This window comes from Candidatus Omnitrophota bacterium, assembly GCA_016209275.1.
Lineage (GTDB): Bacteria > Omnitrophota > Gorgyraeia > Aquiviventales > Aquiviventaceae > JACQWM01.
On the sequence record JACQWM010000020.1, the window covers coordinates 1 to 25,524 of the forward strand.

Sequence of the window (25,524 nt, forward strand, 5' to 3'; positions counted from 1 at the left end):
GATCATCCCTGGCGACAATTCGAGCGCGTGCAGCGGCTCAAGGCGTTAAGAAACAGGACAGGTCTCGCTGGCAGCGAAGAGGACAGTTCTACTTTGCAGGACCGAGGACATTTCTAAATTGCGTTGACAAGTAGCGGGATTCAGCTTGACGGAGACAAAAGAGCATGCTAGACTCTCTTCGAATGACGCACCGCACCTGCGCGCCCAACGTCATTGCCGGGCTGGCCATCCTCACGATTGTTCCAACGACGGCGATTCGCGCCTCCACATTACGTGACGAGGCGGTGGGATACCGGGCCCAGGGGTATGAGGCCCAGCAGCGCGGCGATCTTGAGAGCGCATTAAGTTTCTACCAAAAAGCCGCCACCCTTGATCCTTCGTATGCCACCCCGCTGAATGACGCCGGCGTGCTGCTGGAGGAAAAAGGCCGGTTCGATGAGGCCGAGAGCGCGTATCAGCAAGCACTCATGATTCATCCCAACTATCCGGACGCGCATGCCAACCTGGCCATGCTGTATGAGCGGTGGGCGCAGAAAGAAAAAGCGATCTACCACTGGATGAAGCGGTACCAGCTTGGGGAGCCTCATGACCCGTGGACGGCGCGAGCCGAAGAGCGCTTGGTCGCCTTGGGGGTGTTTGCGCATTATCCAGGACTGAAGGGCCAGGTGTATACCCGCCGACGCATCGTCGACAACGAGATGAACGCCCACGCCCAATCTGTTGAGGAATTTCGCGCCGTGACCGAAGCGCACGGCAACTGGCCCTAACCACATTCACCCATCTCACCAGAACCACATCGTTTGATCCCAATAGAGCGCGTGTGAGCATTTTGTGCGATGCCGAAAGCCTATCTGATCGACGGCACGGCGTTTTGCTATCGCGCCTTCTACGCCATCCGCAGCTTGTCGACGGCGGATGGGCGGCCGACCAACGCGGTCTACGGGTTCGTCGTGATGCTCAAGGCGCTGCGCGAGAAGCAGCGCCCGGACTATGCGGCCGTGGCGTTCGATGCGGGCAAGCCGACCTTCCGCCATCGGAAATTCGAGGCGTATAAGGTGCAGCGCAAACCCATGCCTGAGTCGCTGATCGGGCAACTGCCGGCGGTGAAGCGGCTGCTGGCGGCCTATCGCCTGCCGATCTTTGAGCTGGAGGGATTCGAGGCCGAGGATCTGCTGGCGACGATCGCCACGCGCACCGCGGCCGCTGGCATCGACACGTACCTCGTCACCGGGGATAAGGACGCGCTGCAATTGGTCAACGGACATATTAAAGTGTACAACCCGCATAAAGAGGATGGCCTCGTGATGGACGCCGCCGCGGTCGAGGCCCGGTATGGCGTGGCCCCGGATCGCATGGTGGAGCTCATGGCCCTGATGGGCGATGAGATCGACAACATTCCCGGGGTCCCCGGCATCGGCGAAAAAACCGCGATGCATCTGCTGCAGCAATTCGGCAGCCTCGAAGAGCTCTATCGGCGCTTGGAGGAGGTCGAGAGCCCGGTGCTACGGCAGTCGCTGGATGCGTCTCGGGAGCAAGTCGCACTCTCCCGCGAGCTGGCCCAGATCGATCAACACGTCCCGCTGGACGTGAGCCTCGATGCGCTGAAAATCCAGGAGCCTGATTGGCGCGCACTGCGGGCCATCTTCCGCGAGATGGAATTTAAGAAGCTGCTGCGAGAGCTTGAAGCGCACGCACCCACGCAGATGTCCAACACGTTAGCCACCATTCATGTTGTCACCAGCCCAAACGAATTGACCGCGCTGAAGGCGCGGCTGGCTCACGCCACCGAAGCGACGGCCCTCCTGCTGTGGCCGAGCACGCCAGAGGCTGAGGGCTTCATCGCGCTAGCGCCTGCCGCAGCGGAAGCCTGGGTGATTCCGCTTGATGACATCAGCGAGCTGGCCGGTTGGCTCAGCGATCCACAAGCCAAAAAAATCAGCCATGATGCCAAGGCGGCGAAACGCGCCCTGGCCGCCCGCGGGGTCGCACTCCATGGCCTCCTCGGCGATACGATGCTCGCGGCCTATCTGTTGAATCCCGCGCGCACACGCCAAGCGCTCAGCGATGTCGCGGACGAACTCCTTGAGCAATCGCTGCCCCATCTGCCAAAGTCGCCGGGTATTGATCAGGAACCCTTCGGGCGCTGGGCGATTGCCGCCAGAGAATTGCATGCGGTCTTGGAATCGAAGCTTCAAGCGCATCATCTCGACGGCCTCTACCATGATCTCGAATTGCCGCTGCTCGATGTGCTGACCCGGATGGAAGCGGATGGCGTGGCGGTTGACGTGACGTATTTGCGCGGGCTCCATGCCAGGATGGACGCTCAATTGACCCAGCTGACAGAAGAGATTTACCGGCTGGCCGGCACGACCTTTAATCTCAATTCTCCGAAGCAGCTCGCCGGCGTGCTCTTTGAGCGGCTGCAGCTTCCGGTGATCAAGCGGACGAAGACCGGGCCCTCGACCGACAGCGACGTGCTGCAGCGCTTGGCGGGTCAGCATCCGCTGCCGGAGCAGCTGATGCAATTCCGCGAACTCTCGAAGCTGGTGTCCACGTACGTCGAGGCGCTGCCGAAGCTCGTCGACCCGCTGACCGGCCGGATCCATCCGACGTTTAATCAAACGGTCACGGCGACCGGCCGGTTATCCTGCAGCGAGCCCAATCTCCAGAATATCCCGGTCAAAACCGAGCTGGGCCGCTCCATCCGCCGGGCCTTCATCGCCGGCATCCCGGATGGCGCGCTGCTGGCGGCGGATTATTCCCAGATCGAGCTGCGGATTCTGGCCCACCTTTCAGGCGACGCGCATTTGACGGAGGCGTTCCGCCAGCACCGGGATATCCACCGATTTACCGCGTCGCTGATCTACGGGTGCTCCGAAGCGGAGGTCCAGCCTCAGCAGCGCAGCGCCATGAAGGCGGTGAACTTCGGCATCATCTACGGGATGTCCGCGCACGGCTTATCCAAGGAGCTAGGCATCGGTGTCGAGGAAGCGCAAGCGTTCATCGAGGCTTATTTCGAACGGTACCCCAAGGTTCGCGACTACCTGCAGAGCCAAATCGAATGCGCGAAGCGCGATGGATTTGTCCAGACCCTGCTGGGCCGCCGACGGTACATTCCGGAGGTGAAGAGCCCTGACGGCCTGATGCGCCAGTTTGGCGAGCGCATGGCGATCAACGCGCCGATCCAAGGCAGCGCCGCAGACCTGATTAAACAGGCGATGGTGGAGATCGACCTCGCGCTGCGCGCGGGCGGCTTCCGCAGCCGCATGGTGCTGCAGGTTCATGACGAATTGGTCTTTGAAGCTCCCCAGGCCGAGCTCGCCAGGTTGGGATCGTTGGTGCGCGACACCATGGAGCACGCCATGACGCTGACCGTCCCGCTGACCGTGACTCTGAACGCCGGACCCAATTGGCTCGAGCTGACTCCGGTGGAATGATTGTCATCGGCGTCACCGGGGGCGTCGGGATGGGCAAGAGCACGGTCGCGAAGATGCTGGCGCGGAAAGGCGCGGTGGTGCTTGATGCGGATGCGCTCTCACACGAGGCGATGGAGCCGAAGAAGCTGGCGTGGCGGAAGATCGTCAAGGCCTTCGGCGAGCGGGTGCTGAATGACGATCAAACGATCCGCCGCCAGCAACTCGCCGCCGTCGTCTTCCGCGATGCGCAGCAGCGCCAACGCCTGGAGCAGATCCTTCATCCTCAAGTGCTCCGGATGATGAAGCAGCAGATTCAACGCCTGCGGCGCTCATGCAAGGTCAACGCGGTGGTCGTGGACGTTCCGCTGCTGCTTGAGGCGGGAGGATCGGGGCTGGTCGACGCGCTTGTCGTGGTGACGGCGCGGCCTGAGGTCCAACGGCAACGATTGAAAAACGCCCATGGATGGACTGATGAGGAAATCGATGCGCGGATGGCAGCGCAATGGGATGTGTCGGCTAAGGCGGCGCTGGCCGATGTGGTCGTGGAAAACTCAGACGGCGTGGATCGCACGCGAACACAGGTGGATCGGCTATGGAACAGACTGGTAGCGCAACACAGCAGCAAGTGAAGCTCGACATCGCCGCGCTCAAGGGCCTGAAAATTTCAGAGCTCACGAAGGTGGCGAGGGATCTGGGTGTGAACGGCATCTCGGGCCTGAAGAAACAGGACCTGATTTTTAAGGTCCTCTCAGCTCAAACGGAGAAGGAAGGGCTGATTTTTTCCTCCGGGGTGCTGGAAATTCTACCGGATGGCTTCGGCTTTCTCCGGTCGCCCAACTACAACTACCTGCCGTGTCCGGATGATATTTACGTCTCCCCATCGCAGATCCGCCGGTTCGATCTGCGCACGGGAGACATCGTCAACGGCCAAGTGCGGCCCCCGAAGGAGGGGGAGCGGTATTTCGCCCTCCTGAAGGTCGAGGCCGTCAACCACGAGAACCCGGAAGATTCCAAGGTCAAGGTGAACTTTGATAACCTCACCCCAATCTATCCGAATCAGCGGTTTGTGCTCGAGACCAACCAGAAGGAAATGTCGACGAGGATTTTGGATTTGCTCTCCCCGATCGGCAAGGGGCAGCGCGTCTGGATCGTGGCCCCGCCCTACAGCGGCAAAACCGTGCTGCTGCAGAAAATCGCCAATGCGATCACCACCAACAATCCGGAAGTCGTGCTCATCGTCCTACTGATCGATGAGCGCCCGGAAGAGGTGACCGACATGCAGCGCTCGGTGAAGGGCGAGGTGATTTCCTCCACCTTCGATGAGCCGGCCGACCGGCATATCCAGGTGGCGGAAATCGTGCTGGAAAAAGCCAAGCGGCAGGTCGAGCACAAGAAAGACGTGGTCGTGCTGCTGGATAGTATCACGCGCTTGGCCCGGGCCTACAATACCGTCGAGCCCCACAGCGGCCGCGTCTTGACCGGCGGCCTTGACGCCAATGCGCTGCATAAGCCGAAACGGTTCTTCGGATCGGCGCGCGGCACCGAGGAGGGCGGGAGCCTCACCATTATCGGGACCTGCATCATCGACACCGGTTCCCGGATGGATGAGGTGATCTTCGAAGAGTTTAAGGGCACGGGCAATATGGAGCTGACGCTGGACCGCAACTTGTTCCAGCGGCGGATCTATCCGGCGATCGACATCCGGCGCTCGAACACCCGCCGGGAGGAGCTCTTGATTCCCAACGACGAATTGCAGAAAATCTGGGTGCTGCGCAAGGTGCTCAATGAAATGGATCCGGTGCAGTCGATGGAGCTCTTGATTGATCGTCTGTCCAAGACGAAATCGAATCAAGAGTTTCTCGCCACCATGGCCAAAAAATCATAACGAGAAGGAGTAAAACATGAAGGATGGAATTCATCCGGAATATGTGGAGTGCACGATCACGTGCACCTGCGGGGCGGTCTACCGCACGCGGTCGACGAAGCCGAGCATCCACGTCGAAATCTGCGCTGGCTGCCATCCCTTTTTCACCGGCACGCAAAAACTCGTCGATACCGCAGGGCGCGTGGAGAAGTTCAAGCGGAAATACACGAAGAACACTGCCGGCAAGTAACCCACCCCACTGAGCCCATTCGGTAGATGCAGATTCCTCGACCACAACTGTTGGCTCACCTCGAAGGATTGGCGCGCCGCTATGCGGAGTTCGAGCATCAGGCGGCGGATTTTTCGATGCACCAACAGGATCCGCAGCAGTATCAGCACATCGCCCGGGAGCTCTCGGACTTGCGCGAGATCGTCAGCGCGTACCGCACCTTCCGGTCTGTTGAGCGCGAGGCGGCCGAGGCGGAGTCGATGTTCCACGCCCAAGGCGATCTGGAGTTGCGAGAGATGGCCAAAGAGGAAGCCGCCCTCCTGCGCCAGCAAGAACTCCGGCTGCTGGAGCAACTGGAGCGGCTGTGGGTTTCGCGCACGGAGATTCCTGATCGCCCGCTGATCATCGAAATCCGTGCGGGCACCGGCGGCCAGGAAGCCAGTTTGTTTGTCAGCGATTTGTACCGGACGTACACCAAGTACGCCGCCATGCGAGGATTGACCGTCGAGCCGATGCAAGCCGACCGCACCGAGTCCGGCGGGCTGAAAGACATCGCCTTTGCCGTCAACGGCCCGGGGGCCCTGCAGGCGTTTAAGTATGAGAGCGGCGTGCATCGCGTGCAGCGGGTCCCGCAGACCGAAGCCCAAGGGCGGATCCATACCTCGACGGTGACCGTCGCGGTCTTGCTCGAGCCTGAAGAGGTGGAGCTGCCGCCGATTCCCGCCAAAGATCTGCAGATCGATGTGTACCGCTCCTCCGGTCCCGGAGGGCAGGGCGTCAACACCACGGATTCGGCGGTGCGTATCCGGCATATCCCCACCGGCTTGGTCGTGACGTGCCAGGATGAGCGCAGCCAGCTGCGCAACAAGGACAAGGCAATGCGGGTGCTGCGCGCGCGGCTGCTGGATCAGCTGCAGCGCGAGAAGCAGCAGCAGATCGCCTCTGATCGCCGCCGGCAGGTCGGGGGTGCGGAGCGCAGCGAAAAAATCCGCACGTATAATTTTCCTGATCGTCGGGTCACCGACCATCGCATCGGCCTGACCCTTCATCAACTCGACGCGATCATGGAAGGGCAGATGCAGGAGCTGATTGATGCGCTGGCGGCGGATGAACGAGCCAAATCGCTTGATCGCTGACGCGAGCCGCCGCCTTGCGCGTTCGGGGAGGGGGCTGGCCCGGCGCGAAGCCGAGTGGGTCCTAGGCCATGTCGTGGGGTTGCCGCCGCTGGAGCTGTATCTGCGCGCCACACCGGTGACCGCGGGCGAGGCGGAGCGGTTTTGGTCCATTATCGAGGCACGGGCCCAAGGCGCGCCGCTGCAATATGCGCTGGGGACCGCAGAATTTTTCGGACGGCCATTCCGCGTGGGTCCTGGCGTGTTCATCCCCCGCCCGGAAACCGAGGCCATCGCCCACGCGGCCCTTGAGGCGTTTCGCGCTCTACACCGCAACCGCCTAAGGCCCTTGCGGTTCCTGGAGTTCGGCGTGGGCAGCGGGTGCCTGGCGGTGACCATCGCGTGCGAGCTTCCGACTTGTCGTCTCGTCGGAATTGAGGTATCATGGAGCGCTTTGGCTATCGCCCGAGAGAATATCCAGCGCCATGGGGTCGGCGACCGCGTGGCGCTGATTCAAGGGCATTGGGAGCGGCCGTTAGCCGAAGCGCGGTTCGATGGCATTATCGCCAACCCGCCGTACGTGCCGACGGACGATCTCACGCGGCTGCCGGTGGATGTTCGGCAGGAACCTCGTGAGAGCCTCGATGGCGGCCCCGATGGCATGACGCATGTGCGGCGGTTGTTGTCGGCGTCCCAGGCCCTGCTTGAGCCAGGCGGGGTCGTGGTCGTTGAGTGCGGGGAAGACCAGGTCGATCTCTTGATGGCGCAAGCAGCGGCAGCCCCGTGGGTTGCGCAGTGTCGCGCTGTAACCGATGTAGCCCAACGTCCGCGCGGGCTGGTGATCACGGCGCGCCCGTCACCTTGAAAAAACTTCTCATTCAACACAGCGGTCCCCTCCAGGGGACCGTCACCGTCAACGGCGCGAAGAACGCGGTGCTGCCGATCATGGCCGCATGCCTGTTGACGGAAGAGCCATCGGTCATTGACAACGTGCCGCAGGTGACGGATGTCATCTCCATGATGGAGATCCTCCGGCATCTTGGCGTCTCGGTCACCCTTGAGGGCCGGCGTCTGACGGTTGCGCCGGGCCGCTATGCCGGAACGACGGCCCCCTATGAGCTGGTCTCTCGGATGCGGGCCTCCATCTGCGTGCTGGGCCCGCTCCTCGCCAAGCAAAGCAAGGCGCAGGTTTCGATGCCAGGCGGCTGCGTGATTGGGCCTCGTCCCATTGATTTGCATCTCAAGGGGCTGCAGAGCTTGGGAGCCACCTTGACCATTGAGCACGGGGATGTGATCGCGGCCGCGGCTAGGCTGACGGGGGCGAAAGTTCACCTCGCAGGCGCATTTGGCTCCTCGGTCTTGGCCACCGGGAATGTCATGATGGCGGCGACGCTCGCCAAAGGGGTGACCGCCATCGAGCAGGCGGCCTGCGAGCCTGAGGTGGCCGATTTAGCCAATTTTCTCATCGCGATGGGGGCGCATATCGACGGCCATGGAGGCCCGGTGATCCGCATTGAAGGCGTTGAGCGGCTCCACGGAGTTCACTATCAGATTATTCCTGACCGCATTGAAGCCGGCACGTGGATGATCGCCGGAGCACTCCTCGGCGGCGATGTCACGGTTGAGGGAGCTCGCGCCGACCATCTCTCGGCCATCATTGATAAGCTCGCGGAGGCGAACGTCCATATTGACGCGTCGAACGGGTCCGTGCGGGTGCAACGCAATCGCCATCAACCGTTGCAGGCCGTTGATGTCACCACGATGCCGTTTCCAGGATTTCCGACGGACATGCAAGCCCAGATGATGGCGCTGCTCGCCGTGGCCCGCGGGGTGAGCATCTTGACCGAAAAAGTGTATCCGGAGCGATTCATGCACATCGCGGAGCTCAACCGCATGGGAGCCTCGATTACGAAGGAAGGGGTCAGCGCGATCGTCAAAGGGGTGGATCGGCTCTCGGGTGCTCCGGTCGCCGGATCTGATCTGCGAGCCGCTGCCGCCCTCGTCTTAGCGGGCTTGGCGGCGGATCATGAAACCGAGCTGACCGGGGTGGAGCATTTGGAGCGCGGCTATCAAGATTTCGAAGAACAACTCTGCCGATTAGGGGCAAAAATTCAGCGAAAGGAGTCCTAGATGGTGGTGGTTCGTTTAGAGCGTCGGGGGACGAAAAAGAAGCCGCATCATCGCATTGTGGCGACAGAACGGACCCGCTCCCAAGGCGGCCGGATCCTGGAAACGTTGGGGTATTATGATCCGTCATTCAAGGAACCGCACTTTTCCTTGGATGAGTCGCGCCTGGCCTTTTGGATTTCTTCCGGCGCGCAGGTCTCCGAAGCGACCGCGCATCTCATCAAACGGTTCAAAAAGATTTCTGTCGCGGCGCTCAAACACTAACCGATGCAGATTGATGTGGTGACCATATTTCCGGAGATGTTTCCGCCGGTGCTGAATGCTTCGATCTTGAAGCGAGCTCAGGACAGCGGCATCGTCGATATCCAGGTGCACAATCTTCGCGACTATACGCATGATCAGCGGCGCACCGTGGATGATCGGCCGTATGGCGGAGGCCCTGGCATGGTGATGAAGCCGGAGCCCATCTTTGAAGCGGTCGAGGCTCTCCGAGCCAAGCGGGGCTGCGAGGCGCATCGAATCCGGCAGCCGAGGACGTGTGAAACGATTCTGTTGAGCCCGAAGGGCGAGCCGCTCTCGGCCGGCCTGGCGAAGGCGCTGGCGGCGCTAACACACGTGCTCTTGATTTGCGGCCGGTATGAAGGGGTGGATGAGCGGGTGAGGATCGGCTTGGCGGATCGGACCCTGTCCATTGGGGATTATGTGCTGACCGGCGGCGAGCTGCCGGCGATGGTGGCGATCGATGCCCTGGCGCGGTTCATCCCCGGCGTCCTCGGCCATGCCCAGGCCACCGAGGAGGAATCGTTTGCGGAAGGATGGCTGGAATATCCCCACTATACCCGACCACCGACGTACCGCGGCATGACGGTCCCAGAGGAACTCTTAAGCGGGGATCATGAGGCTGTGGCGCGCTGGCGAAAAGCCCAGGCCACCGCGCAGACCCTGGCTGTGCGCCCTGAAATGATCACGAGTCATCAATGTAATCGCTCTGCAAAATCACTGTAATCCATTATCAATGGAGGGGTAAGATGGAATGGTTGCAATGGATTCACGGCACGCCGAAAGAGAACACGGCGGCGGGCTTGCACCCTGGCGATGAGGTGCGCGTCTGGTACCGCATTTTAGAGCAGGGCAAGGAACGCCTGGGGCAGTTTGAAGGCACGGTGATCCGCACGCGAGGCGCGCGGGCGTCGAGGACGTACACGGTCAGGCGCGTGACCTTCGGCGAGGGGGTGGAGCGCGTCTTTCCCGTTGACTCAAAAACCGTGGCGAAGATCGATGTGCTGCGGCACGGACATCTTAAGCGCGCCACGCTCTACTACCTGCGGACGAAGATCGGCAAGGTGCGGGTGGAATCCACTGACGCGATGGCGACGAAGGCCGTCCGCGCGGCTTCTGAATCGAACAAGGCGGCTGAATCCGCTGCTGTTGTCGCAGAAAAGAGCACCACGACCACGTAACCGGTGATCGGCTTACGGCTTCGATGGGCGTTGTTGCTGGGGTTGATGAAGCCGGCCGAGGCCCTTGGGCCGGACCGGTCGTGGCCGCTGCAGTCATCCTTCACGTTCCACGCCTGCCCGTCCGCATCGATGATTCCAAACGGTTAACCGCCCACCAGCGTGCCGTGGCCTATGCCGCGATTCTTGAGCAGGCTGACATCGGAGTAGGCATCGTGCCGGCCGCTGAGATCGACCGAATCAACATCCTGCAGGCGACATTCATGGCGATGCAATACGCCCTCGAGCGATTGCCTCAGCGGCCGGATCTCGTCCTCGTCGACGGCCATCTCGCTCCGCCGATTGGCCTTCCATGCCGGCCGATCATCCATGGCGATCAGCGCGAGTATGTGATTAGCTGCGCCTCCATCGTCGCGAAAGTCGTGCGTGACGACCTGATGGGGTTGTATCACGAGCTGGCTCCGCAGTATGCGTTTGCTCGCCATAAAGGCTACGGGACGAGCCTGCACGCCGCCAATTTGAAACAGCATGGGCCGTCGATCTTCCACCGGCGCACGTTCCACCCCGTCCTCGATGAGTAGAAGCACGTTTCGCCAACGGTTAGGCCGTCGGGGTGAGCGAATCGCGGCGGCGCACCTCCGCGCGCAGGGCTATCAGATCGAAGAGACGAACATTCAGTTTCCCGTCGGGGAAATCGACATCCTGGCTCGCGAGGGCGCAACACTCTGCTTCGTTGAAGTGCGCTCGGCGTCCTCGGAACAGTGGGGTGGGCCGCTGGCATCGGTCACCTCGCCCAAACAGCGCCGGCTCATCCGCGCCGCCGCCTGGTATCTGAACCGCCTGCCGCAGTGGCCGCCGCAGTGCCGATTTGACGTCATCGCCATTGGCTGGCGCGGCGCTGAGGAGCCTTCAGTCGAGCTGATCCGCGGCGCCTTTGATGCCAGTTGACGACGCTCGATCGCGTTGAATCCGCCGCAGATTTCCCCTATAATAAGTGTTTCCGTATCCGTATTCATCTAACGAGGTTACGTTGCACGTTCCGTTGTCGAAATTCCTCGGTCAGGTGGCCCAACAGGGATCCTGGTATGGAGGGGGAACCGCTGCCGCGCTCGGCGTGGGTCTTTCCGCCGCCCTACTGGAGAAGCTCGCGCACCATCCCGCCGATCGGAAACGCCTGAAACAGATTCGGCAGCGAAGCCTTTGGCTCGCGGAGCGCGATGCCGCCGTCTTCGCCGGCGTCATTGCCGCTTGCCGCACCGGACGGCGCGGAACGTTTCGGCAAGCCCTGAGAGCGGCGGTTGAGGTCCCGTGCCGCGTCTATGAGGACGCGCAAGCGGTTCGTGCGCTTGGCCGCAAGATCCAACGGACGATTGCGCCGCGGCTTCAATCAGATGTGCGTTGCGCCATGGCACTCGCGGAGGCGGGGCAAGCCGGAGCGCAAGGGTTTATCAACGCCAACCTGGCGTGGCTCAACGATCGCGCCTATGCGCTGAGGATCCGACGACGGCTTCGGAGATGATCGGAGCAATGGCCGCAATCGAGTTAGAGGGAAAACCTATCGCTGAGCGCATGTTCACGCAGCTGCGGGAAGAGCTGAGCGAGCTGATTCCGCTTCGAAGTATGCCGAGACCGCAGTTACGCGTCCTCCATTTCAACTCCCAAGCCTCAACACTGTATTGGCAGGCGCAAGAGCGCACGGCCGCCAGACTCGCCATCGAAACCGTCGGCAGCCATGAGTGCGACCCGCACGTGCGTCCTGAAGACGTGGAACGCATCATTCATGCGTGGAACCAGGACCCCAAGGTGCACGGCATTTTCGTGCATCAACCGCTGCCGGAGCACGTGGATGCGCAGCGGATTTCCTCGCTGATCGACCCGACGAAAGACATCGAGGGCATCCATCCGCAGAACTCGGCGCGGCGATTCTTCGCCAAAGCCCGCATCGGCTCCTGCACCGCGCTGGCGGTCATGGAGCTCATCGAGTCGACACAGGTTGATCTGGCCGGCAAAGAAGCGGTCGTGGTGGGGCATAGCGAAATTGTCGGACGTCCGGTCAGCATGCTGCTGCTGGATACCCTTGCCACCACGACGATTTGTCACATCGGCACCGATAAGGCCGGACGGCTTGAGGAGCATGTGCGGCGGGCCGATGTGCTGGTCGTCGCCATCGGCAGGCCGCAGTTCATCAGAGGGGCTTGGATTAAGCCTGGGGCCATCGTGATCGATGTGGGCATCAATGTGGTGGGCGGCCGCGTGGTGGGCGATGTGGAGTTCGAGGCGGCCAAAACGCGCGCCGCCTTCATCACCCCGGTGCCCGGCGGGGTGGGGCCGGTGACGGTCATGATGGTCATGAAGAACACGGTTGAAGCCTTTAAGCTACAACAAAGGAATGGTGTTTGATTACACAGATTGCTAAAAGATGATGACACAGATAAATTTGCCTGAAACGGAGCGCTTTGAGCGGAAGCTCGGGAAGAAGTTCTTGGTGACCATGGAAGTCAACCCGCCGAAAGGCACTGACCTTTCGGAGATCATGAAGGCGGTTGGGCTAGTGAAGGGGCAGGTCGATGCCATCAATGTGACGGACGGCTCTGGCGCGATCATGCGGGCGTGTCCGCTGGCCGTGGCCAAGGCGGTGCTGGATGCGGGGGCTGATCCCATCTTGCAGATGACCTGCCGCGACCGCAATCGCCTCGCCCTCCAGGCGGATTTGCTGGGCGCGTCGATCTTGAGCATCCGCAATCTGCTGCTGCTGACCGGCGATGACCCGAAAGCCGGCGACCATCCGGAGGCCAAACCGGTCTTTGACATCAACTCCGCGGCCCTGATGCAGGCGGCCAAGAGGCTCACGCAGGGCAAGGATATGGCCGGCAAGGACCTCGCTGGCGCTCCAGCATTTTGCATCGGGGCGGCGGCGGATCCAGGGGCGAAAGACCTTGAGGTGGAAACCCAAAAGTTTCAGGCGAAGATCGATGGGGGCGCTGAATTTTTCCAGACGCAGGCGGTGTTTGACCCGCCTACGCTTCGCGCGTTCATGGAGCGCGTCAAGCCGTTTGGAAAGCCCGTCCTCGCCGGCATCCTCCTGGTCAAGTCCGCCAAGATGGCTCGGTACATGAATGAGCATGTCTGGGGGATCCGCGTCCCGGATGATCTCATCGCCCGCTTTGAGCAGACCAACGATGCAAAAGCCGAGTGCGTCGCGGTGACGACGGAGCTGATCCGCGCGGTGCGGGAGGTGGCGGATGGGATCCACGTCTACGCGCTGGGCTGGGAAGCGTTGGTGCCTGAGATCCTCAAGGAAGTCAAAGGAGCTGACACGAGCACACGCCGATGAATAAAACTGCTCTCAACGAGAAACACCGCGCTTTGGGCGCGAAGATGACGGACTTCCACGGCTGGGAGATGCCGTTGTATTACACCAGCATCCTCGATGAGCATCGCGCCGTGCGCCAAGCGCTTGGCATCTTTGACATCTCCCACATGGGCCAAGTACTCGTCACCGGCCCGGACGCGACGCGGACCCTGAATCATCTGATGGTGAGCGATTTTTCCCAGGTCGGGTTGAACCGCGCGTGTTATACGCTCATGCTCAATGAGCGCGGCGGCATCATCGATGATCTGATCATCTACCGCCTGGGTGAGGAGGAATTCCTCGTCATCGTGAACTGCGGCAACCGGGCGATCGATGTGGAGTGGCTGCGCGCGCATCGCCAAGGGAACACGACCGTCACCAATATCAGCGAGGAGAGGGCCATTCTGGCGATCCAAGGGCCGCTGGCCTCGCGCGTGCTCGAGACGCTGATCGACGCCAAAGTGGCCGGCCTTGGCCGGTTTGAAATCGCGCCAATCAGAACCATCGGGCCCGACGCCTGCATCGCCCGCACCGGCTACACCGGCAGCGATGGGTTTGAGCTGTTCCTTCCGAATCGGCATGCCGGTCGGCTGTGGGAGGCCACGTTGGCCGCCGGCAAACCGCAGGATGCCCATCCCGTCGGACTGGGGGCGCGAGATACCCTCCGAGTGGAAGCCGGTCTGCGTTTGTATGGCGCGGACATGGATGCGGCGACGACCCCGTGGGAAGTCGGATTGGATTGGACCGTCGCCCTCGGCAAGCCGAACTTTATCGGCAAGGACACGCTCCTGCGCCAGCGGGCGCAAGGGGTGACGCGAAAGTTTGTGGGGTTTGTGTTGCCGCAAGGCCCGGTGCCCAGGACAGGGATGGAGCTGACGGCCCCTGGCGCGGATCATCGGCGCATCGGCGCGGTCACCAGCGGCACGTTTAGCCCGATGCTGAATCAGCCGGTCGGCATGGGCTACGTGGAGCCGGCGTCGGCCGCGGTCGGAGCGCCCTTGGGCCTCACGGTGCGAGCGCAACGCTACGCGGCCGCCATCGTGAAACTGCCGTTTTGGAAGCCGGAGCGCAAACCTTCGGCGGTCTCATCACCGGCACCATCGAGTGGAACGCATCTATTGGAGAGGCTATCGTGAGATGAATATTCCCGCTGAACTTCGGTATACCAAAACCCACGAGTGGGCGCGGCAAGAGGGCACGGACGTTGCCGTTGGCATTACGTCCCATGCCCAGGAAGAGTTGCGCGACGTGGTGTTTATCGAGTTGCCGAACGTCGGAAAGGTCGTCAAACAGGGCGAGCCGGCTGCGGTCATCGAATCGGTGAAAGCGGCCTTCGATATTTACGCGCCGGTTTCAGGAGTGATCAGCCGCGCTAATGGCGCGCTCGCCAAGTCGCCTCAGGCGGTCAACCAGGATTGCTATGGGGCCGGCTGGCTCTTTGCGGTGGCTCCCAGCAACCCGGCAGAGCTCTCCTCGCTGTTGTCGGCTCAGGCGTATGAGCAGCAACTCCAGACGCCAACACCCGGACACTGAACGTGATGTGGTATTCCCAAAACACGGATGCGCAGCTGCAGGAGATGCTGCGCGCCATCGGTGTTCGCTCCTTTGCGGAGCTGATCCGCAGCGTGCCCGAAACGCTGCAGCGCCGCACCCTTGATGTCCCTGACGGCCTTGCCGAAGCCCAGGTGATTGAACTTGGCGAGCAGTTGGCTGCGCGGAATCGTTCGGTCAAGGACGTCATCTCATTCCTTGGCGCAGGGTCGTATCACCATCTGATCCCGACGGTCGTCGACGCGATCGCGGCTCGCGGCGAATGGCTCACCCCGTACACGCCGTATCAGGCTGAGGCGAGCCAGGGCACGCTCCAAGCGATCTACGAGTTTCAGACGATGATCTGCGAGCTGATGCAGATGGAGGTCTCCAACGCCTCGATGTACGATGGCGCCTCGGCGGCCGCAGAAGCCGCCGTCTTATCATTACGCGCCACGGAACGCCCGCGGTTTTTGGTGTCTGAGGCGGTCCATCCGCATGTGCGGCAAACGATGTCAACGTATCTCAGCGATGCCAGCGCGATGCTCCAAGTGATCCCCACGGTCAATGGCGTCACCGATGTCGAAGCGCTCGACAAAGCCTTGAAGGATGATGTGGCCGGTGTTCTGCTGCAGCAGCCGAACGTCTTCGGCTGTCTTGAACCCATGGCCCAAGCCGCGCAACGCGCGCATCGCGTCGGCGGGTTGTTTGTCGCGTCGGTCTACCCGGTGAGTCTCGGATTGCTGCAACCGCCTGGAGCCTATGGCGCTGATATTGCCGTGGCTGAAGGCCGTTGCCTCGGCAGCCCGATCTCCTTTGGCGGGCCGGGGCTGGGATTGTTCACGACCACACAAGCGCTGGTTCGCCGGATTCCCGGCCGGTTGGCCGGCTGCACCGTGGATCAGTCAGGCCGCCGAGGCTTCACGCTGACCCTGCAGACGCGAGAGCAGCACATCCGCCGGGAGAAAGCGACGTCGAATATTTGCACAAACGAGGGCTGGCTCGCACTTCGGGCCACGATTTTTCTCAGCGTGCTCGGCTCGCACGGCATGCGAGAGCTGGCACAGCTCAACCTTGAGAAAGCCCATTACGCGCAGAGACGGCTGAGTGAGATCCCATGGATCGCGCCGGCGTTTGATCAGCCGTTCTTCAACGAATTCACGCTTCAGTACGATGAAAAGGTGAATGTGGTTCGCCTCAACCGTCGGTTAGCCGCCAAAGGCGTCGTTGGCGGGCTGCCACTGGCTCAATGGTATCCCCACATGCCGCACGCCGCCCTCTGGTGCGTGACGGAAACCATGACGAAAGACGCCATCGACAGGACCGTTGGCGCCCTGAAGGCGTTGGTCTGATGGCCGAGCCGTTGATTTTTGAGCAGTCGGTTCCGGGGCGGCGCGGTTATCTCTTGCCGCCCAGCGGCGTTCCCGCCCTGGCTGCTGCCGACGCATGGCCTGATGAGGCGCTGCGGCCGATCCCGCCGCCGCTGCCTGAGGTCGCGGAGTTTGATGTCGTGCGGCATTACACGCGGTTGTCGCAACTCAACTTCTCGGTTGATACGAATTGTTATCCGCTTGGGTCCTGCACGATGAAGTACAACCCGAAGCTCAATGAGCGCATTGCCGCGATTCCGGGGCTGGCGTATGTGCATCCGCTGCAGCCCGAAGCGCATGTGCAGGGAACGCTGCAGCTGCTGTATGAATTAGAGCAATTGCTGTGCGCTATCACCGGCATGGGCGCCTTCACCCTCCAGCCAGCCGCAGGCGCCCAGGGGGAATTGACCGGGCTGAAAATCATCGCCGCGTACCACCGGCGCAAACGGCACCGCGATCGCACCGTCATTCTGATCCCTGATTCAGCGCATGGCACCAACCCCGCCTCTGCGGCGCTGGCTGGCTTCACCGTGGAAAAACTTCACACAGGACCCAACGGCCTGCTCGATGTTCAGGAGTTGCAGCAGAAGCTCACCCGGCATGTGGCCGCTTTGATGCTCACGAATCCCAACACGCTGGGGTTGTTTGAGCGCGATATCGCGGCCATCACCGCCATGCTGCATGAGCAAGACGCGCTGGTGTACATGGATGGCGCGAACATGAACGCGTTGCTCGGTGTGGCGCGGCCGGGGGAGATGGGCGTCGACCTCTTGCAACTGAATCTGCATAAGACGTTTTCAACACCGCATGGCGGGGGCGGACCGGGAGCCGGTCCGGTCGGCGTGCGAACGTCGCTGGAAGAGTTTTTGCCGGTGCCTCGCGTGGTGAAGAAGGGCCGGCACTTTGCCATGACGGCCCGAAGCCGAGCCACGGTGGGCCGCGTGCATGGATGGTTCGGCAATGTCGGCGTGCTGATCCGCGCCTATGCCTATATTCGCACGCTGGGCCGCGAAGGGCTGATCCGCGCAGGGGAAACGGCGATCATCAATGCGAATTACCTTAAGGCGAAAATCAACGACGCCTACGCGATTCCGTATGATCAGCCGTGCATGCATGAGTTTATTGCGAGTGCGACGCCGCTGAAAGCGCATGGTGTGACGGCGGGCGATGTGGCCAAGCGGCTCCTCGATTACGGCTTTTACGCGCCGACGGTGTACTTCCCGCTCATCGTGGCCGAGGCCTTGATGATCGAGCCGACCGAAACCGAATCCAAGGAGACGCTGGATCGGTTCGCCGAGGCCTTGGTGCGAATCGCCAAAGAAGCCGCAGAGACCCCGGATGTGGTCAAGCGCGCGCCCTCTCGGATGCCGGTTGAGCGATTGGATGAAGTGAAGGCGGCGCGGGAGCCGAATTTGCGATGGACCGCAGAGCAACACACAGCCGTGAGTGGCGGCTGAGTGTTGATGAGCCTCGCACCGCCGCAGCGCATATGGCCTGCGATGCGCGGTTGGCGGCTGAGGCGATAGGCACGGCGCGATTCTTTCAGTGGAATCCGCCCGCGGTATCGTTGGGTTTTAAGCAGCCGCGGCCAACATGGATTGAGACGATCGACCATGGACCATGGACCATCGACATTGTTGAGCGGCCAACTGGCGGCGGGATCGCCTTTCACGGCAGCGACGTGTCAATCTCGGTGGTCTGGCCTCGCGAAGGCGCAGAGCACCTTCATGACATCATGCAGATGATCACGGACAGCGCGGTGGAGTGCTGCCGTCAGTTCGGCGTCGTGGCCGACGCGGTGCTCGAACAGCCGGCTCAGGAGCCGATCACCTACTGTTTGGCGCAACCAAGCTCATACGCCGTCATGGTGGATCACCGCAAAATCGCCGGCTTTGCCATCCGCCGCTATCCCGCAAGCTGGCTGATCCAAGGATCATTGCTGGTGCGAGCACTGCCTCCCATCGTGAGCGCGCTGCTGCCGGACGACGTTCAGACTGTCCTCGCGCATCGCGCGACGGCGTTGAGCGATCTCGATGATCAGGTCAGCGTAGGGATGGTGATGGAGGCCTGGCCACGTCAATATCAACGAACAACGGGAAAGGGGCTGGAATGATTACCACGGTGGTGGGGAACTATCCGAAAGTCGCCGATGGGGCGTATTCATCGAAACTCCGCAGCGCTCGAGATCGGTGGGAGCGGAACGAGCTCACCGATGCGCAACTGAAGGCCGTTGAAGACGAGGTCACTCGGGCGGTGATCGCCGAGCAAGAGCAGGCCGGAGTCGATGTGCTCACCGATGGGCAGATCCGATGGGATGATCTGCTGCGGCCGTTGGCCACCCACATTGACGGGTTTGCCATCCAACAGCGTCTTGAGCGGTGGTTCGACAATAATGTCCTGTTCCGGCGCCCGATTCTGAAGCGCAAGCCGTCCTGGCCCGGCCCGAGGTTCGTCAATGAGTACCGTTTTGCGAGCCACTGCACGAAGAAACCGGTCAAGGCGGTGCTGCCAGGGCCGTATACGTTTGCGACATGGTGCGAGGATCAGTACTTTGCGTCCAAGTCGAAACTCACCCTGGCCTTGGCCGAGATGCTGAACCAGGAAGCCAAGGCGCTGGCTCAGGCCGGAGCCTCGCTGATTCAATTTGATGAGCCATCGATCGGCTTCGGCAAAACCGATGCCAGGCTCGCCGTTGAAGGATTGCGGCGCGCCACGCAAGGCGTCTCGGCGACGACGGCCGTCTACACCTATTTCGGCGCGGTGAATGGGTGGCTGCCGGCGTTGATGCGAGCTCCCGTGGACATCATCGGCATTGATGTGGTGTCCGACCCGAAGGCGCTGTCGGCCTTGAAACGGGCGAAGATCACGAAAGCGCTCGCCATTGGCTGTCTTGATGCGCGCAACACGAAATTAGAGTCGGTCAAAGAGCTGCATGCGATCTTTCGCGCGGTCGCGCCGTTGGTCCCGTCGGATCAGCTGTATATCAATCCCAATTGTGGATTGGAATTTCTCCCGCATACGCAGGCCCTGGCGAAAATCCGCCGACTGGTCGAAGCGGTTCACGCATTTCGCGGATAAGGCCGAGCGCCCAACGCGCTCGGCATTCCGCCCCGGCCCTGATGGCCGGGGCTTCAGAGACAGAGGAGGAAATAGTGATGTTGCTCACGACATCTGTTGGGAGCATGCCGAAACCCGCCTATCTTGAGGAGGCGCGGAAACAGCACCGTCGCGGCGAGCTGAACGCCACGCAGCTGCATGCGTTGGAAGAGCAAGCCACGCGCGAGTGGATCAAGATCCAGGAGGATCTTGGCATCGATATTCTTGTGGACGGCGAGCAATACCGCGGCGATATGGCCGCCTACTTCGCCGAGCACTTCAGCGGGTTTCATGCCAACACCGAACTCGTGCGCTCCTATGGCAACCGGTACTACCGCAAGCCGATTATCGTCGGCAAGATTACGCGCGCCAAGCCCATCACGGTGGGGTGGTGGAACTTTGCGCAGCGCCTCACCGACCGGCCGGTCAAAGGGATGCTGACCGGGCCCTATACCATCATGGATTGGTCGTTCAACGAATACTATCCCTCCCGCCGCGCGGCGGCCTTAGCGCTCGCCAAGGTCATTCACGATGAGGCGAAGGATTTGGAGCTCGCCGGCGCGCAATACATCCAGATCGATGAGCCGGCCATCTCCGTTCGGCCGTCAGAAATGGATCTGGCGATCGAAGCCTTAGGCGTGGTGACGAAAGGGCTCAAGGCCAAAACGCTGACCCATATTTGTTATGGCGACTTCAAGGCCATCGGCCCGAAGTTGTCCAAGCTGCCGGTGGATCACATCGACCTCGAATTTGCGAATCGAAACTTTGAGCTGCTGGAGGTCTTTCGCGGCAAGCGATTCTCGAAGGAAATCGGGTTAGGGGTCGTCGACGTGCATAGCCACCGCCTTGAGTCGAAAGACGAAGTGGTGGCCAACTTGCGCAAGGCGTTGAAGGTCTTCCGCCCTGAGCAGATCTATGTCGATCCGGATTGCGGTTTGAAAACCCGAACGCCTGAGCAAGCCATCGAGAAGCTCCGCGTGTGCGTGGAAGCGGCTCGCGCGGTGCGCGAGGAGCTCCTCGTCGCCGTCTAAACGCCCTTGCTTGATGACCCAGGTCACGGTTCAGCAGATTCGATCGGCAAAGCGGCGTGGCAAAAAGCTGGTCATGCTGACGGCCTACGATTATCCTATGGCCAAGGCGATCGATGAGGCTGGGGTTGATCTCGTGCTCGTCGGCGATTCGCTGGCCATGGTGGTGCTGGGCTTCGAGACGACAGCGCCTGTCAGCGTTGAGGAGATGCTGCACCACGCCAAGGCGGCTCGTCGCGGGGTCAGTCGCGCCCTGCTGATTGGGGACATGCCGCTGGCGGCCTTCGGCAGCACGCCATCCACCGCCGTGCGCAATGCCAAACGCTTTCTGGTTGAGGCGGGTTGCGATGCCGTCAAAATTGAATGGAAGCCAAGCATGGATCAGACGGCGCGCGCCATGGTCGATGCCGGCATGGCCGTGATGGGCCATGTTGGCTTGACTCCACAAACCGCTGCCGCGGAAGGCGGCTTCGGCATGCGGGGCAAAGATGCGGCCTCAGCGGCCCGAATTATCGCGCAGGCCGAGGCACTTGAGCGCGCCGGATGCTTTGCCATGGTGCTGGAATGCGTGCCGGATGAAGTGGCCCGGCAGATCACGAAGCGCTTGAAGATCCCCACGATCGGCATCGGCTCTGGGCCGCACTGCGATGGTCAAGTGGTGGTCACCTATGATCTGCTCGGCTTGTTTGATCGCTTTACGCCGAAGTTCGTCAAGCAGTATGCGCATCTGGGCGATGTCATCCGGCAGGCCACCTCGGCGTTCGTCGGCGATGTGAGAGCCGGCCGGTTTCCTGGAAAAGAACAGACGCGAACGATGGCTCCAGATGAATTCAAAAAACTCAAGCAACGGCTCTCGTAGAGGTATGTGCTCCGCTGGATGCTACATGCCGCATCTGTGCTCCAGCAGGCCATCCGAATGCCTGATGCAGCCGAAGGCGTATTACCCGCTGTTCGCCGACGTGCACGGCCGGCGATGCGTCGTCATCGGGGGAGGAAAGGTCGCGCAGCGAAAGGTGACCGCCTTGTTGCAGTATGGGGCGGCCATTACCCTGATTAGCCCAACGCTGACAAAGCCGCTCAAGCATTATGCCCAGCGGAAGCTCATTTGTCATGTCAGCCGCCGGTTCCGCCCGTCGGATCTCCGTGGGGCGTGGCTGGTGTACGCCGCGACCGATGATGAGACCATCAACCGGTCGGTCTACCGCGCTTCGCAGCGGCGAAGGATTTTCACCAACGTGGTCGACCAAACCCCCTTGTGTTCGTTCATTGCGCCGGCGATCTTTCGCCGAGGACCGCTGACGATTGCGGTGAGCACCGGCGGGGCGAGCCCGTCACTGGCCAAAAAACTCCGCTCAGAGCTCGGAACGCTCATCGGCAAAGAGTATGTGCCGATGGTGAAATTGCTGACGAACCTCCGAGGCGCGGCTAAGCGGAAGTTGCCGCAGTATGGCGACCGCAGAATCTTCTTTGACCGGCTCGTGCATGGCCGTGTTTTTACGCTCGTGCGGCAGGGCCACTATCAGCGAGCGCGCGATGAAGCGCTGGCCCTCCTGAACCGCGAAGCGGCGTTGAAACGAACGTGACGGGAACGAGCCCTCTACGCATCGGAACGCGCGGAAGCCGGTTGGCCATGCGCCAAACCGAGATGGCGCAGGCCGCGCTATCGTCACGGCACGCCCAACGGCGCTTCGAGGTGCGCGCCATTGCCACGCGAGCGGATCAGCGGCCGACCGCGTCGCTCGCGGCCATGGGCGGGGAAGGGATCTTTGTCAAAGAACTTGAGGCGGCACTCCTCAACCATGAGATCGATTGCGCGGTCCATAGCCTCAAAGATCTGCCGCTCGCACTTCCAGCAGGGCTCACGATTGCCGCGGTGCCAGCACGCGCCGATGCACGGGATGCCTTCATTTCTCGCGCAGGAGAATCATTGGCGACATTGCCCGCGCAATCGCGCATTGGAACTTCGAGCCTTCGCCGGCAAAGCCAGCTGCTGAAGTTTCGCCAGGACCTGCAGATGGCTGAGATTCGCGGCAACGTCGACACGCGGCTGCGCAAGCTTGACGAAGGCCGGTATGACGCGATCGTGGTGGCCTCCGCCGGTCTCATCCGCCTGGGGCTGGCCGAACGCATCACTGAATATCTCGGGTTTGACGTGATGCTGCCTGAGCCTGGCCAAGGCGCGTTAGCCATTGAGGCGCGAACCGACGATATCGAACTCCTGACGTTGCTGAGTACGCTTGAAGATTCCACGACGCGCGCCTGCGTTGAGGCAGAACGAGCGCTCCTGGGCGCCTTAGGCGGCGGCTGCCACGTCCCCATCGCCGCCTATGCAAAATTGGAAGGCAAAGAATTAAGGCTAGAAGCTGCAGTCGTTTCCCCAGATGGACGCGAACAAGCGCGAGGCGTCATGAGCGGGTCGGTCGCTCAACCAGCAGCTTTGGGGAAGGCGTTAGCGAAAGAATTGGAACGGCAAGGAGCGCATCGACTCCTTGAGAAAACCGAGCGCCCGTAGCTCAACTGGATAGAGCACTAGCCTCCGGAGCTAGGGGTCGTGGGTTCAAATCCCGCCGGGCGCGCTACCTTGTAGTGATGAATCGAATAGGATTTGTATCCATTATCGTTGCTGTGACATGGCCAGGATTGCTCTTCGCCGAAGAGGCGCCAACGCCTGCGGAGACTTCCTGGCAGGCGCTCACAGAAAACGTCCGCCGGCTGTATGACGCAGGCGAGTACGTCGAAGCGGCCAAAGCCGCCGAGGAGGCCGTTGACGTCTCGCGCACCGCATTCGGCGAAGAGCACACGCGCACCTCAACCGCCCTGAACAATCTCGCCGAAGTCTGCGGCGCCCAGGGGCGGTTCAAGGAAGCCGAGTCCCTGCATCTGCGCGCGCTGATGATCAATGAAAAGCTCCTTGGAGAATTCCATCCCGCGGTGGCGACCGATGCGTTCAATCTCGGAGCCCTCTACCTCCAAGAGAAAAAATATGCGCTGGCGGAGCCGATGCTGCGGCGCGCCTTGGTGACGCTGCAGATCCACGATGGACCGCGCGATGTTTCTGAGGTGCCGGTCCTTGGGCTTTTAGGAGATGCCGTGGCCGGGCAGCATCGCGAGAAAGACGCCGAGCAATTGTACCGCCAAGCGCTTGCGATTGTGGCGGATGTCGAGGGCGAGGAGCACCCGGTGGCGGCTGAGCTCTTCAGCAGCTTGGCGGCTGTGGCTGAGGCTCAGGGGCATATTGACGATGCTGAGCTGCACCTGCGGCAGGCCATCACGATCGCCACCCGCACCCTGGGTCCTGACCACGAAATGACCGAGGCCTTTGTGCATGATCTGGCGACGTTCTATGAGGCGCACGGCATGCCCGCCAGGGCCGAGCCGCTGCGCGAGCGGGAAGCCTTGCTGCGAGAAGCGCGGGAGCGCTCCCCATGAGCCGACGCGGATGCGTCTATGTGGTGGGTGCTGGCCCTGGAGACCCTGGCCTGATCACGGTTAAAGGGCAGGAGGCGCTGCGTCGAGCCAATGTGGTGGTCTACGATCATCTGGTCTCTCCGCGGCTGCTGAAACAGTGTTCGCCGACGGCGAAGCTGGTGTACGTCGGCAAGGAGGCAGACAAGCACACCGCGCCACAAGGCTCGATCAACCGCTTGCTGATTCGGGAAGCCAACGCTGGGAAATCCGTTGTGCGGTTAAAAGGCGGCGATCCGTTCCTCTTTGGCCGCGGCGGGGAGGAGGCCGAAGAGCTTGTCAAAGCCAAGATTCCGTTTGAAATTGTTCCAGGCGTGACAAGCGCTATTGCGGTTCCGGCGTATGCCGGCATTCCGGTCACCCACCGTCGCTATGCGTCTTCCGTCGCCATACTGACCGGCCATGAGGATCCCGCGAAGAAGGGCAGCAGCATTCGGTGGCCGCAATTGGCCACCGCCACAGATACGCTGGTCTGCTTGATGGGTGTGAGTCGGTTGCCGGCCATCGTGGCCGAGCTTTGTCGCCACGGCCGGCCTGTCTCGACCCCGTGCGCCGTGATTGCGTGGGGTACTAGGGCGACTCAGCGAACCGTGACAGCCACGTTGTCCACCATCGCGGCCGCTGTCACGAGCGCAGGGCTTCGCCCGCCGGCGATTCTTGTGGTGGGCGAGGTGGTTCGACTGCGCAAGCAGCTCAACTGGTTTGAGCGAAAGCCGCTGTTCGGCAAACGCCTCCTGGTGACGCGAGCGCAAGAGAAGGCGGCCTCGCTGTCGAATCAATTGGAAGCGCTTGGGGCTGAGGTTGAGGAGTTACCGGCGATTGCGCTGGCCCCGGTGCCGTCGAATGGCGCGTTTAAAACTCTCGTGGCGTCGCTGCCCAACACTGATTGGGTCTTTTTCACCAGCCCTGAAGGTATTGGGTGGTTTCGCGAGATGCTCAAACCGCACCGCAAGGACTTGCGAATCCTCTCTGGGTGTCACATTGGCGCGATCGGTTCCAAAACTGCGGTGGCCATTGAGTCGCTGGGGCTGCATGTGGATTTTGTGCCGAAGCAATACAGCCAAGAGGGCGTGCTGAACGATTTTCCCAGACGGCTCCTGAAAGGCAAGCGCGCCGTGATCCTCAGCGCCAAAGGCAGCCGCGATGTGTTGGAGCATGGGTTGCGCGCGCGCGGGATGCAGGTGGTGAAGGGATCGATTTATCAAACCGTCATCCCGAAAGCGCTGCGGCAGAGCGCGACAACGCTCTTTGAGCGGCCATTTGATGCCGTAACCGTGACCTCGGCGAGCTGTGTGGATCACTTGCACGAAGCGCTCGTCGCCGCAGGCAAGGCGACGCTTTTCCGTCACCTGAGATTTGCTTCCATCGGTCCGATCACCTCAGCCGCGGTCCGCGCTCGCGGTGGTCGCGTGGCTATTGAAGCAAAAATCTCAACCATCGAAGGCCTTGTCGATGCGATCCAACACGTTTAGAGGAAT

The 25,524-nt window shown here is 61.5% G+C and carries 28 protein-coding genes and 1 tRNA gene; all 29 read left to right on the forward strand.

The genetic code is table 11. From position 1 onward, the window contains the following. Positions 1-164: 164 nt before the first annotated feature. The 29 genes from HY737_03050 (at position 165) to cobA (ending at position 25,518) form a co-directional block, all read left to right on the forward strand. Positions 165-767, forward strand: coding sequence for a tetratricopeptide repeat protein (locus HY737_03050; GenBank protein ID MBI4597363.1), 603 nt, complete (start codon positions 165-167; stop codon positions 765-767). A gap of 69 nt (positions 768-836) precedes the next feature. Then, positions 837-3,437: a DNA polymerase I gene (polA, locus tag HY737_03055; GenBank protein MBI4597364.1), complete on the forward strand. Its 2,601-nt coding sequence runs from the start codon at positions 837-839 to the stop codon at positions 3,435-3,437. Continuing rightward, complete coding sequence (locus HY737_03060) at positions 3,434-4,045, forward strand: dephospho-CoA kinase (GenBank protein ID MBI4597365.1); 612 nt, start codon at positions 3,434-3,436, stop codon at positions 4,043-4,045. The genes polA and HY737_03060 overlap by 4 nt, the downstream gene beginning before the upstream one ends. Beyond that, the gene (rho, locus tag HY737_03065; protein MBI4597366.1) at positions 4,009-5,301 is read left to right on the forward strand and encodes a transcription termination factor Rho; all 1,293 of its coding nucleotides are present in this window, start codon (positions 4,009-4,011) and stop codon (positions 5,299-5,301) included. Before HY737_03060 ends, rho begins: the two co-directional genes overlap by 37 nt. Positions 5,302-5,317: 16 nt before the next feature. Then, on the forward strand, positions 5,318-5,530 hold the full coding sequence (rpmE, locus tag HY737_03070; GenBank protein ID MBI4597367.1) for a 50S ribosomal protein L31: 213 nt from the start codon (positions 5,318-5,320) through the stop codon (positions 5,528-5,530). A gap of 47 nt (positions 5,531-5,577) precedes the next feature. Further along, complete coding sequence (gene prfA / locus HY737_03075; GenBank protein MBI4597368.1) at positions 5,578-6,645, forward strand: peptide chain release factor 1; 1,068 nt, start codon at positions 5,578-5,580, stop codon at positions 6,643-6,645. After that, positions 6,617-7,486, forward strand: a complete 870-nt coding sequence (prmC, locus tag HY737_03080; GenBank protein ID MBI4597369.1) for a peptide chain release factor N(5)-glutamine methyltransferase — start codon at positions 6,617-6,619, stop codon at positions 7,484-7,486. Before prfA ends, prmC begins: the two co-directional genes overlap by 29 nt. Beyond that, entirely contained in the window at positions 7,483-8,751 is a 1,269-nt protein-coding gene (gene murA / locus HY737_03085; protein MBI4597370.1) for a UDP-N-acetylglucosamine 1-carboxyvinyltransferase, read from the forward strand. The genes prmC and murA overlap by 4 nt, the downstream gene beginning before the upstream one ends. After that, a complete protein-coding gene (gene rpsP / locus HY737_03090; protein MBI4597371.1) occupies positions 8,752-9,012 on the forward strand; it encodes a 30S ribosomal protein S16 in 261 nt (86 codons plus the stop codon). A 3-nt stretch (positions 9,013-9,015) separates the two neighbouring features. Next, positions 9,016-9,753: a tRNA (guanosine(37)-N1)-methyltransferase TrmD gene (gene trmD / locus HY737_03095; GenBank protein ID MBI4597372.1), complete on the forward strand. Its 738-nt coding sequence runs from the start codon at positions 9,016-9,018 to the stop codon at positions 9,751-9,753. A 23-nt stretch (positions 9,754-9,776) separates the two neighbouring features. After that, positions 9,777-10,208, forward strand: a complete 432-nt coding sequence (gene rplS / locus HY737_03100; GenBank protein MBI4597373.1) for a 50S ribosomal protein L19 — start codon at positions 9,777-9,779, stop codon at positions 10,206-10,208. A gap of 23 nt (positions 10,209-10,231) precedes the next feature. After that, entirely contained in the window at positions 10,232-10,786 is a 555-nt protein-coding gene (locus HY737_03105; protein MBI4597374.1) for a ribonuclease HII, read from the forward strand. After that, positions 10,779-11,153 (forward strand): YraN family protein, encoded by a 375-nt coding sequence (locus tag HY737_03110; protein ID MBI4597375.1) that lies wholly within the window; start codon positions 10,779-10,781, stop codon positions 11,151-11,153. The genes HY737_03105 and HY737_03110 overlap by 8 nt, the downstream gene beginning before the upstream one ends. A gap of 82 nt (positions 11,154-11,235) precedes the next feature. Next, positions 11,236-11,724, forward strand: a complete 489-nt coding sequence (locus tag HY737_03115) for a cyclodeaminase/cyclohydrolase family protein (protein ID MBI4597376.1) — start codon at positions 11,236-11,238, stop codon at positions 11,722-11,724. Next, a complete protein-coding gene (locus HY737_03120; GenBank protein MBI4597377.1) occupies positions 11,721-12,605 on the forward strand; it encodes a bifunctional 5,10-methylenetetrahydrofolate dehydrogenase/5,10-methenyltetrahydrofolate cyclohydrolase in 885 nt (294 codons plus the stop codon). Before HY737_03115 ends, HY737_03120 begins: the two co-directional genes overlap by 4 nt. Positions 12,606-12,627: 22 nt before the next feature. Next, on the forward strand, positions 12,628-13,539 hold the full coding sequence (locus HY737_03125; protein ID MBI4597378.1) for a methylenetetrahydrofolate reductase: 912 nt from the start codon (positions 12,628-12,630) through the stop codon (positions 13,537-13,539). Beyond that, positions 13,536-14,693, forward strand: coding sequence for a glycine cleavage system aminomethyltransferase GcvT (gene gcvT, locus HY737_03130; GenBank protein ID MBI4597379.1), 1,158 nt, complete (start codon positions 13,536-13,538; stop codon positions 14,691-14,693). The genes HY737_03125 and gcvT overlap by 4 nt, the downstream gene beginning before the upstream one ends. A 1-nt stretch (position 14,694) precedes the next feature. Continuing rightward, the gene (gene gcvH, locus HY737_03135) at positions 14,695-15,090 is read left to right on the forward strand and encodes a glycine cleavage system protein GcvH (protein ID MBI4597380.1); all 396 of its coding nucleotides are present in this window, start codon (positions 14,695-14,697) and stop codon (positions 15,088-15,090) included. A gap of 5 nt (positions 15,091-15,095) precedes the next feature. Beyond that, a complete protein-coding gene (gcvPA, locus tag HY737_03140) occupies positions 15,096-16,439 on the forward strand; it encodes an aminomethyl-transferring glycine dehydrogenase subunit GcvPA (GenBank protein ID MBI4597381.1) in 1,344 nt (447 codons plus the stop codon). Beyond that, positions 16,439-17,914: an aminomethyl-transferring glycine dehydrogenase subunit GcvPB gene (gcvPB, locus tag HY737_03145; protein ID MBI4597382.1), complete on the forward strand. Its 1,476-nt coding sequence runs from the start codon at positions 16,439-16,441 to the stop codon at positions 17,912-17,914. The genes gcvPA and gcvPB overlap by 1 nt, the downstream gene beginning before the upstream one ends. Further along, positions 17,875-18,570 carry a hypothetical protein gene (locus HY737_03150; protein MBI4597383.1) on the forward strand — a complete coding sequence of 232 codons (696 nt, stop codon included), beginning with the start codon at positions 17,875-17,877 and terminating at the stop codon, positions 18,568-18,570. Before gcvPB ends, HY737_03150 begins: the two co-directional genes overlap by 40 nt. Then, positions 18,567-19,535 (forward strand): hypothetical protein, encoded by a 969-nt coding sequence (locus HY737_03155; GenBank protein MBI4597384.1) that lies wholly within the window; start codon positions 18,567-18,569, stop codon positions 19,533-19,535. Before HY737_03150 ends, HY737_03155 begins: the two co-directional genes overlap by 4 nt. 41 nt (positions 19,536-19,576) lie before the next feature. Then, on the forward strand, positions 19,577-20,584 hold the full coding sequence (locus HY737_03160) for a methionine synthase (protein MBI4597385.1): 1,008 nt from the start codon (positions 19,577-19,579) through the stop codon (positions 20,582-20,584). 13 nt (positions 20,585-20,597) lie between these two features. Continuing rightward, the gene (gene panB, locus HY737_03165) at positions 20,598-21,440 is read left to right on the forward strand and encodes a 3-methyl-2-oxobutanoate hydroxymethyltransferase (protein ID MBI4597386.1); all 843 of its coding nucleotides are present in this window, start codon (positions 20,598-20,600) and stop codon (positions 21,438-21,440) included. 4 nt (positions 21,441-21,444) lie between these two features. After that, positions 21,445-22,164, forward strand: a complete 720-nt coding sequence (locus tag HY737_03170) for a bifunctional precorrin-2 dehydrogenase/sirohydrochlorin ferrochelatase (GenBank protein MBI4597387.1) — start codon at positions 21,445-21,447, stop codon at positions 22,162-22,164. A 47-nt stretch (positions 22,165-22,211) separates the two neighbouring features. Next, the gene (gene hemC / locus HY737_03175) at positions 22,212-23,093 is read left to right on the forward strand and encodes a hydroxymethylbilane synthase (protein MBI4597388.1); all 882 of its coding nucleotides are present in this window, start codon (positions 22,212-22,214) and stop codon (positions 23,091-23,093) included. Then, positions 23,084-23,157, forward strand: a tRNA-Arg gene (locus tag HY737_03180). The genes hemC and HY737_03180 overlap by 10 nt, the downstream gene beginning before the upstream one ends. A gap of 13 nt (positions 23,158-23,170) precedes the next feature. Then, a complete protein-coding gene (locus HY737_03185) occupies positions 23,171-24,010 on the forward strand; it encodes a tetratricopeptide repeat protein (GenBank protein ID MBI4597389.1) in 840 nt (279 codons plus the stop codon). After that, positions 24,007-25,518, forward strand: a complete 1,512-nt coding sequence (gene cobA / locus HY737_03190; protein MBI4597390.1) for a uroporphyrinogen-III C-methyltransferase — start codon at positions 24,007-24,009, stop codon at positions 25,516-25,518. The genes HY737_03185 and cobA overlap by 4 nt, the downstream gene beginning before the upstream one ends. The last annotated feature ends 6 nt before the right edge of the window (positions 25,519-25,524 follow it).

What these genes read in the sequence shown, in the direction of transcription:
- rpsP (MBI4597371.1), top strand. Translation starts at nt 8,752, where the DNA reads ATGGTGGTGGTTCGTTTAGAGCGTCGGGGGACGAAAAAGAAGCCGCAT.
- HY737_03050 (MBI4597363.1), top strand. Translation starts at nt 165, where the DNA reads ATGCTAGACTCTCTTCGAATGACGCACCGCACCTGCGCGCCCAACGTC.
- HY737_03105 (MBI4597374.1), top strand. Translation starts at nt 10,232, where the DNA reads ATGGGCGTTGTTGCTGGGGTTGATGAAGCCGGCCGAGGCCCTTGGGCC.
- HY737_03110 (MBI4597375.1), top strand. Translation starts at nt 10,779, where the DNA reads ATGAGTAGAAGCACGTTTCGCCAACGGTTAGGCCGTCGGGGTGAGCGA.
- gcvT (MBI4597379.1), top strand. Translation starts at nt 13,536, where the DNA reads ATGAATAAAACTGCTCTCAACGAGAAACACCGCGCTTTGGGCGCGAAG.
- cobA (MBI4597390.1), top strand. Translation starts at nt 24,007, where the DNA reads ATGAGCCGACGCGGATGCGTCTATGTGGTGGGTGCTGGCCCTGGAGAC.
- HY737_03170 (MBI4597387.1), top strand. Translation starts at nt 21,445, where the DNA reads ATGTGCTCCGCTGGATGCTACATGCCGCATCTGTGCTCCAGCAGGCCA.
- trmD (MBI4597372.1), top strand. Translation starts at nt 9,016, where the DNA reads ATGCAGATTGATGTGGTGACCATATTTCCGGAGATGTTTCCGCCGGTG.
- HY737_03120 (MBI4597377.1), top strand. Translation starts at nt 11,721, where the DNA reads ATGATCGGAGCAATGGCCGCAATCGAGTTAGAGGGAAAACCTATCGCT.
- gcvPA (MBI4597381.1), top strand. Translation starts at nt 15,096, where the DNA reads ATGTGGTATTCCCAAAACACGGATGCGCAGCTGCAGGAGATGCTGCGC.
- panB (MBI4597386.1), top strand. Translation starts at nt 20,598, where the DNA reads ATGACCCAGGTCACGGTTCAGCAGATTCGATCGGCAAAGCGGCGTGGC.
- rplS (MBI4597373.1), top strand. Translation starts at nt 9,777, where the DNA reads ATGGAATGGTTGCAATGGATTCACGGCACGCCGAAAGAGAACACGGCG.
- rpmE (MBI4597367.1), top strand. Translation starts at nt 5,318, where the DNA reads ATGAAGGATGGAATTCATCCGGAATATGTGGAGTGCACGATCACGTGC.
- HY737_03060 (MBI4597365.1), top strand. Translation starts at nt 3,434, where the DNA reads ATGATTGTCATCGGCGTCACCGGGGGCGTCGGGATGGGCAAGAGCACG.
- hemC (MBI4597388.1), top strand. Translation starts at nt 22,212, where the DNA reads ATGCGCCAAACCGAGATGGCGCAGGCCGCGCTATCGTCACGGCACGCC.
- gcvPB (MBI4597382.1), top strand. Translation starts at nt 16,439, where the DNA reads ATGGCCGAGCCGTTGATTTTTGAGCAGTCGGTTCCGGGGCGGCGCGGT.
- HY737_03150 (MBI4597383.1), top strand. Translation starts at nt 17,875, where the DNA reads ATGGACCGCAGAGCAACACACAGCCGTGAGTGGCGGCTGAGTGTTGAT.
- HY737_03185 (MBI4597389.1), top strand. Translation starts at nt 23,171, where the DNA reads ATGAATCGAATAGGATTTGTATCCATTATCGTTGCTGTGACATGGCCA.
- HY737_03160 (MBI4597385.1), top strand. Translation starts at nt 19,577, where the DNA reads ATGGCCGGGGCTTCAGAGACAGAGGAGGAAATAGTGATGTTGCTCACG.
- HY737_03155 (MBI4597384.1), top strand. Translation starts at nt 18,567, where the DNA reads ATGATTACCACGGTGGTGGGGAACTATCCGAAAGTCGCCGATGGGGCG.
- rho (MBI4597366.1), top strand. Translation starts at nt 4,009, where the DNA reads ATGGAACAGACTGGTAGCGCAACACAGCAGCAAGTGAAGCTCGACATC.
- gcvH (MBI4597380.1), top strand. Translation starts at nt 14,695, where the DNA reads ATGAATATTCCCGCTGAACTTCGGTATACCAAAACCCACGAGTGGGCG.
- HY737_03125 (MBI4597378.1), top strand. Translation starts at nt 12,628, where the DNA reads ATGACACAGATAAATTTGCCTGAAACGGAGCGCTTTGAGCGGAAGCTC.
- polA (MBI4597364.1), top strand. Translation starts at nt 837, where the DNA reads ATGCCGAAAGCCTATCTGATCGACGGCACGGCGTTTTGCTATCGCGCC.
- prmC (MBI4597369.1), top strand. Translation starts at nt 6,617, where the DNA reads ATGAACGAGCCAAATCGCTTGATCGCTGACGCGAGCCGCCGCCTTGCG.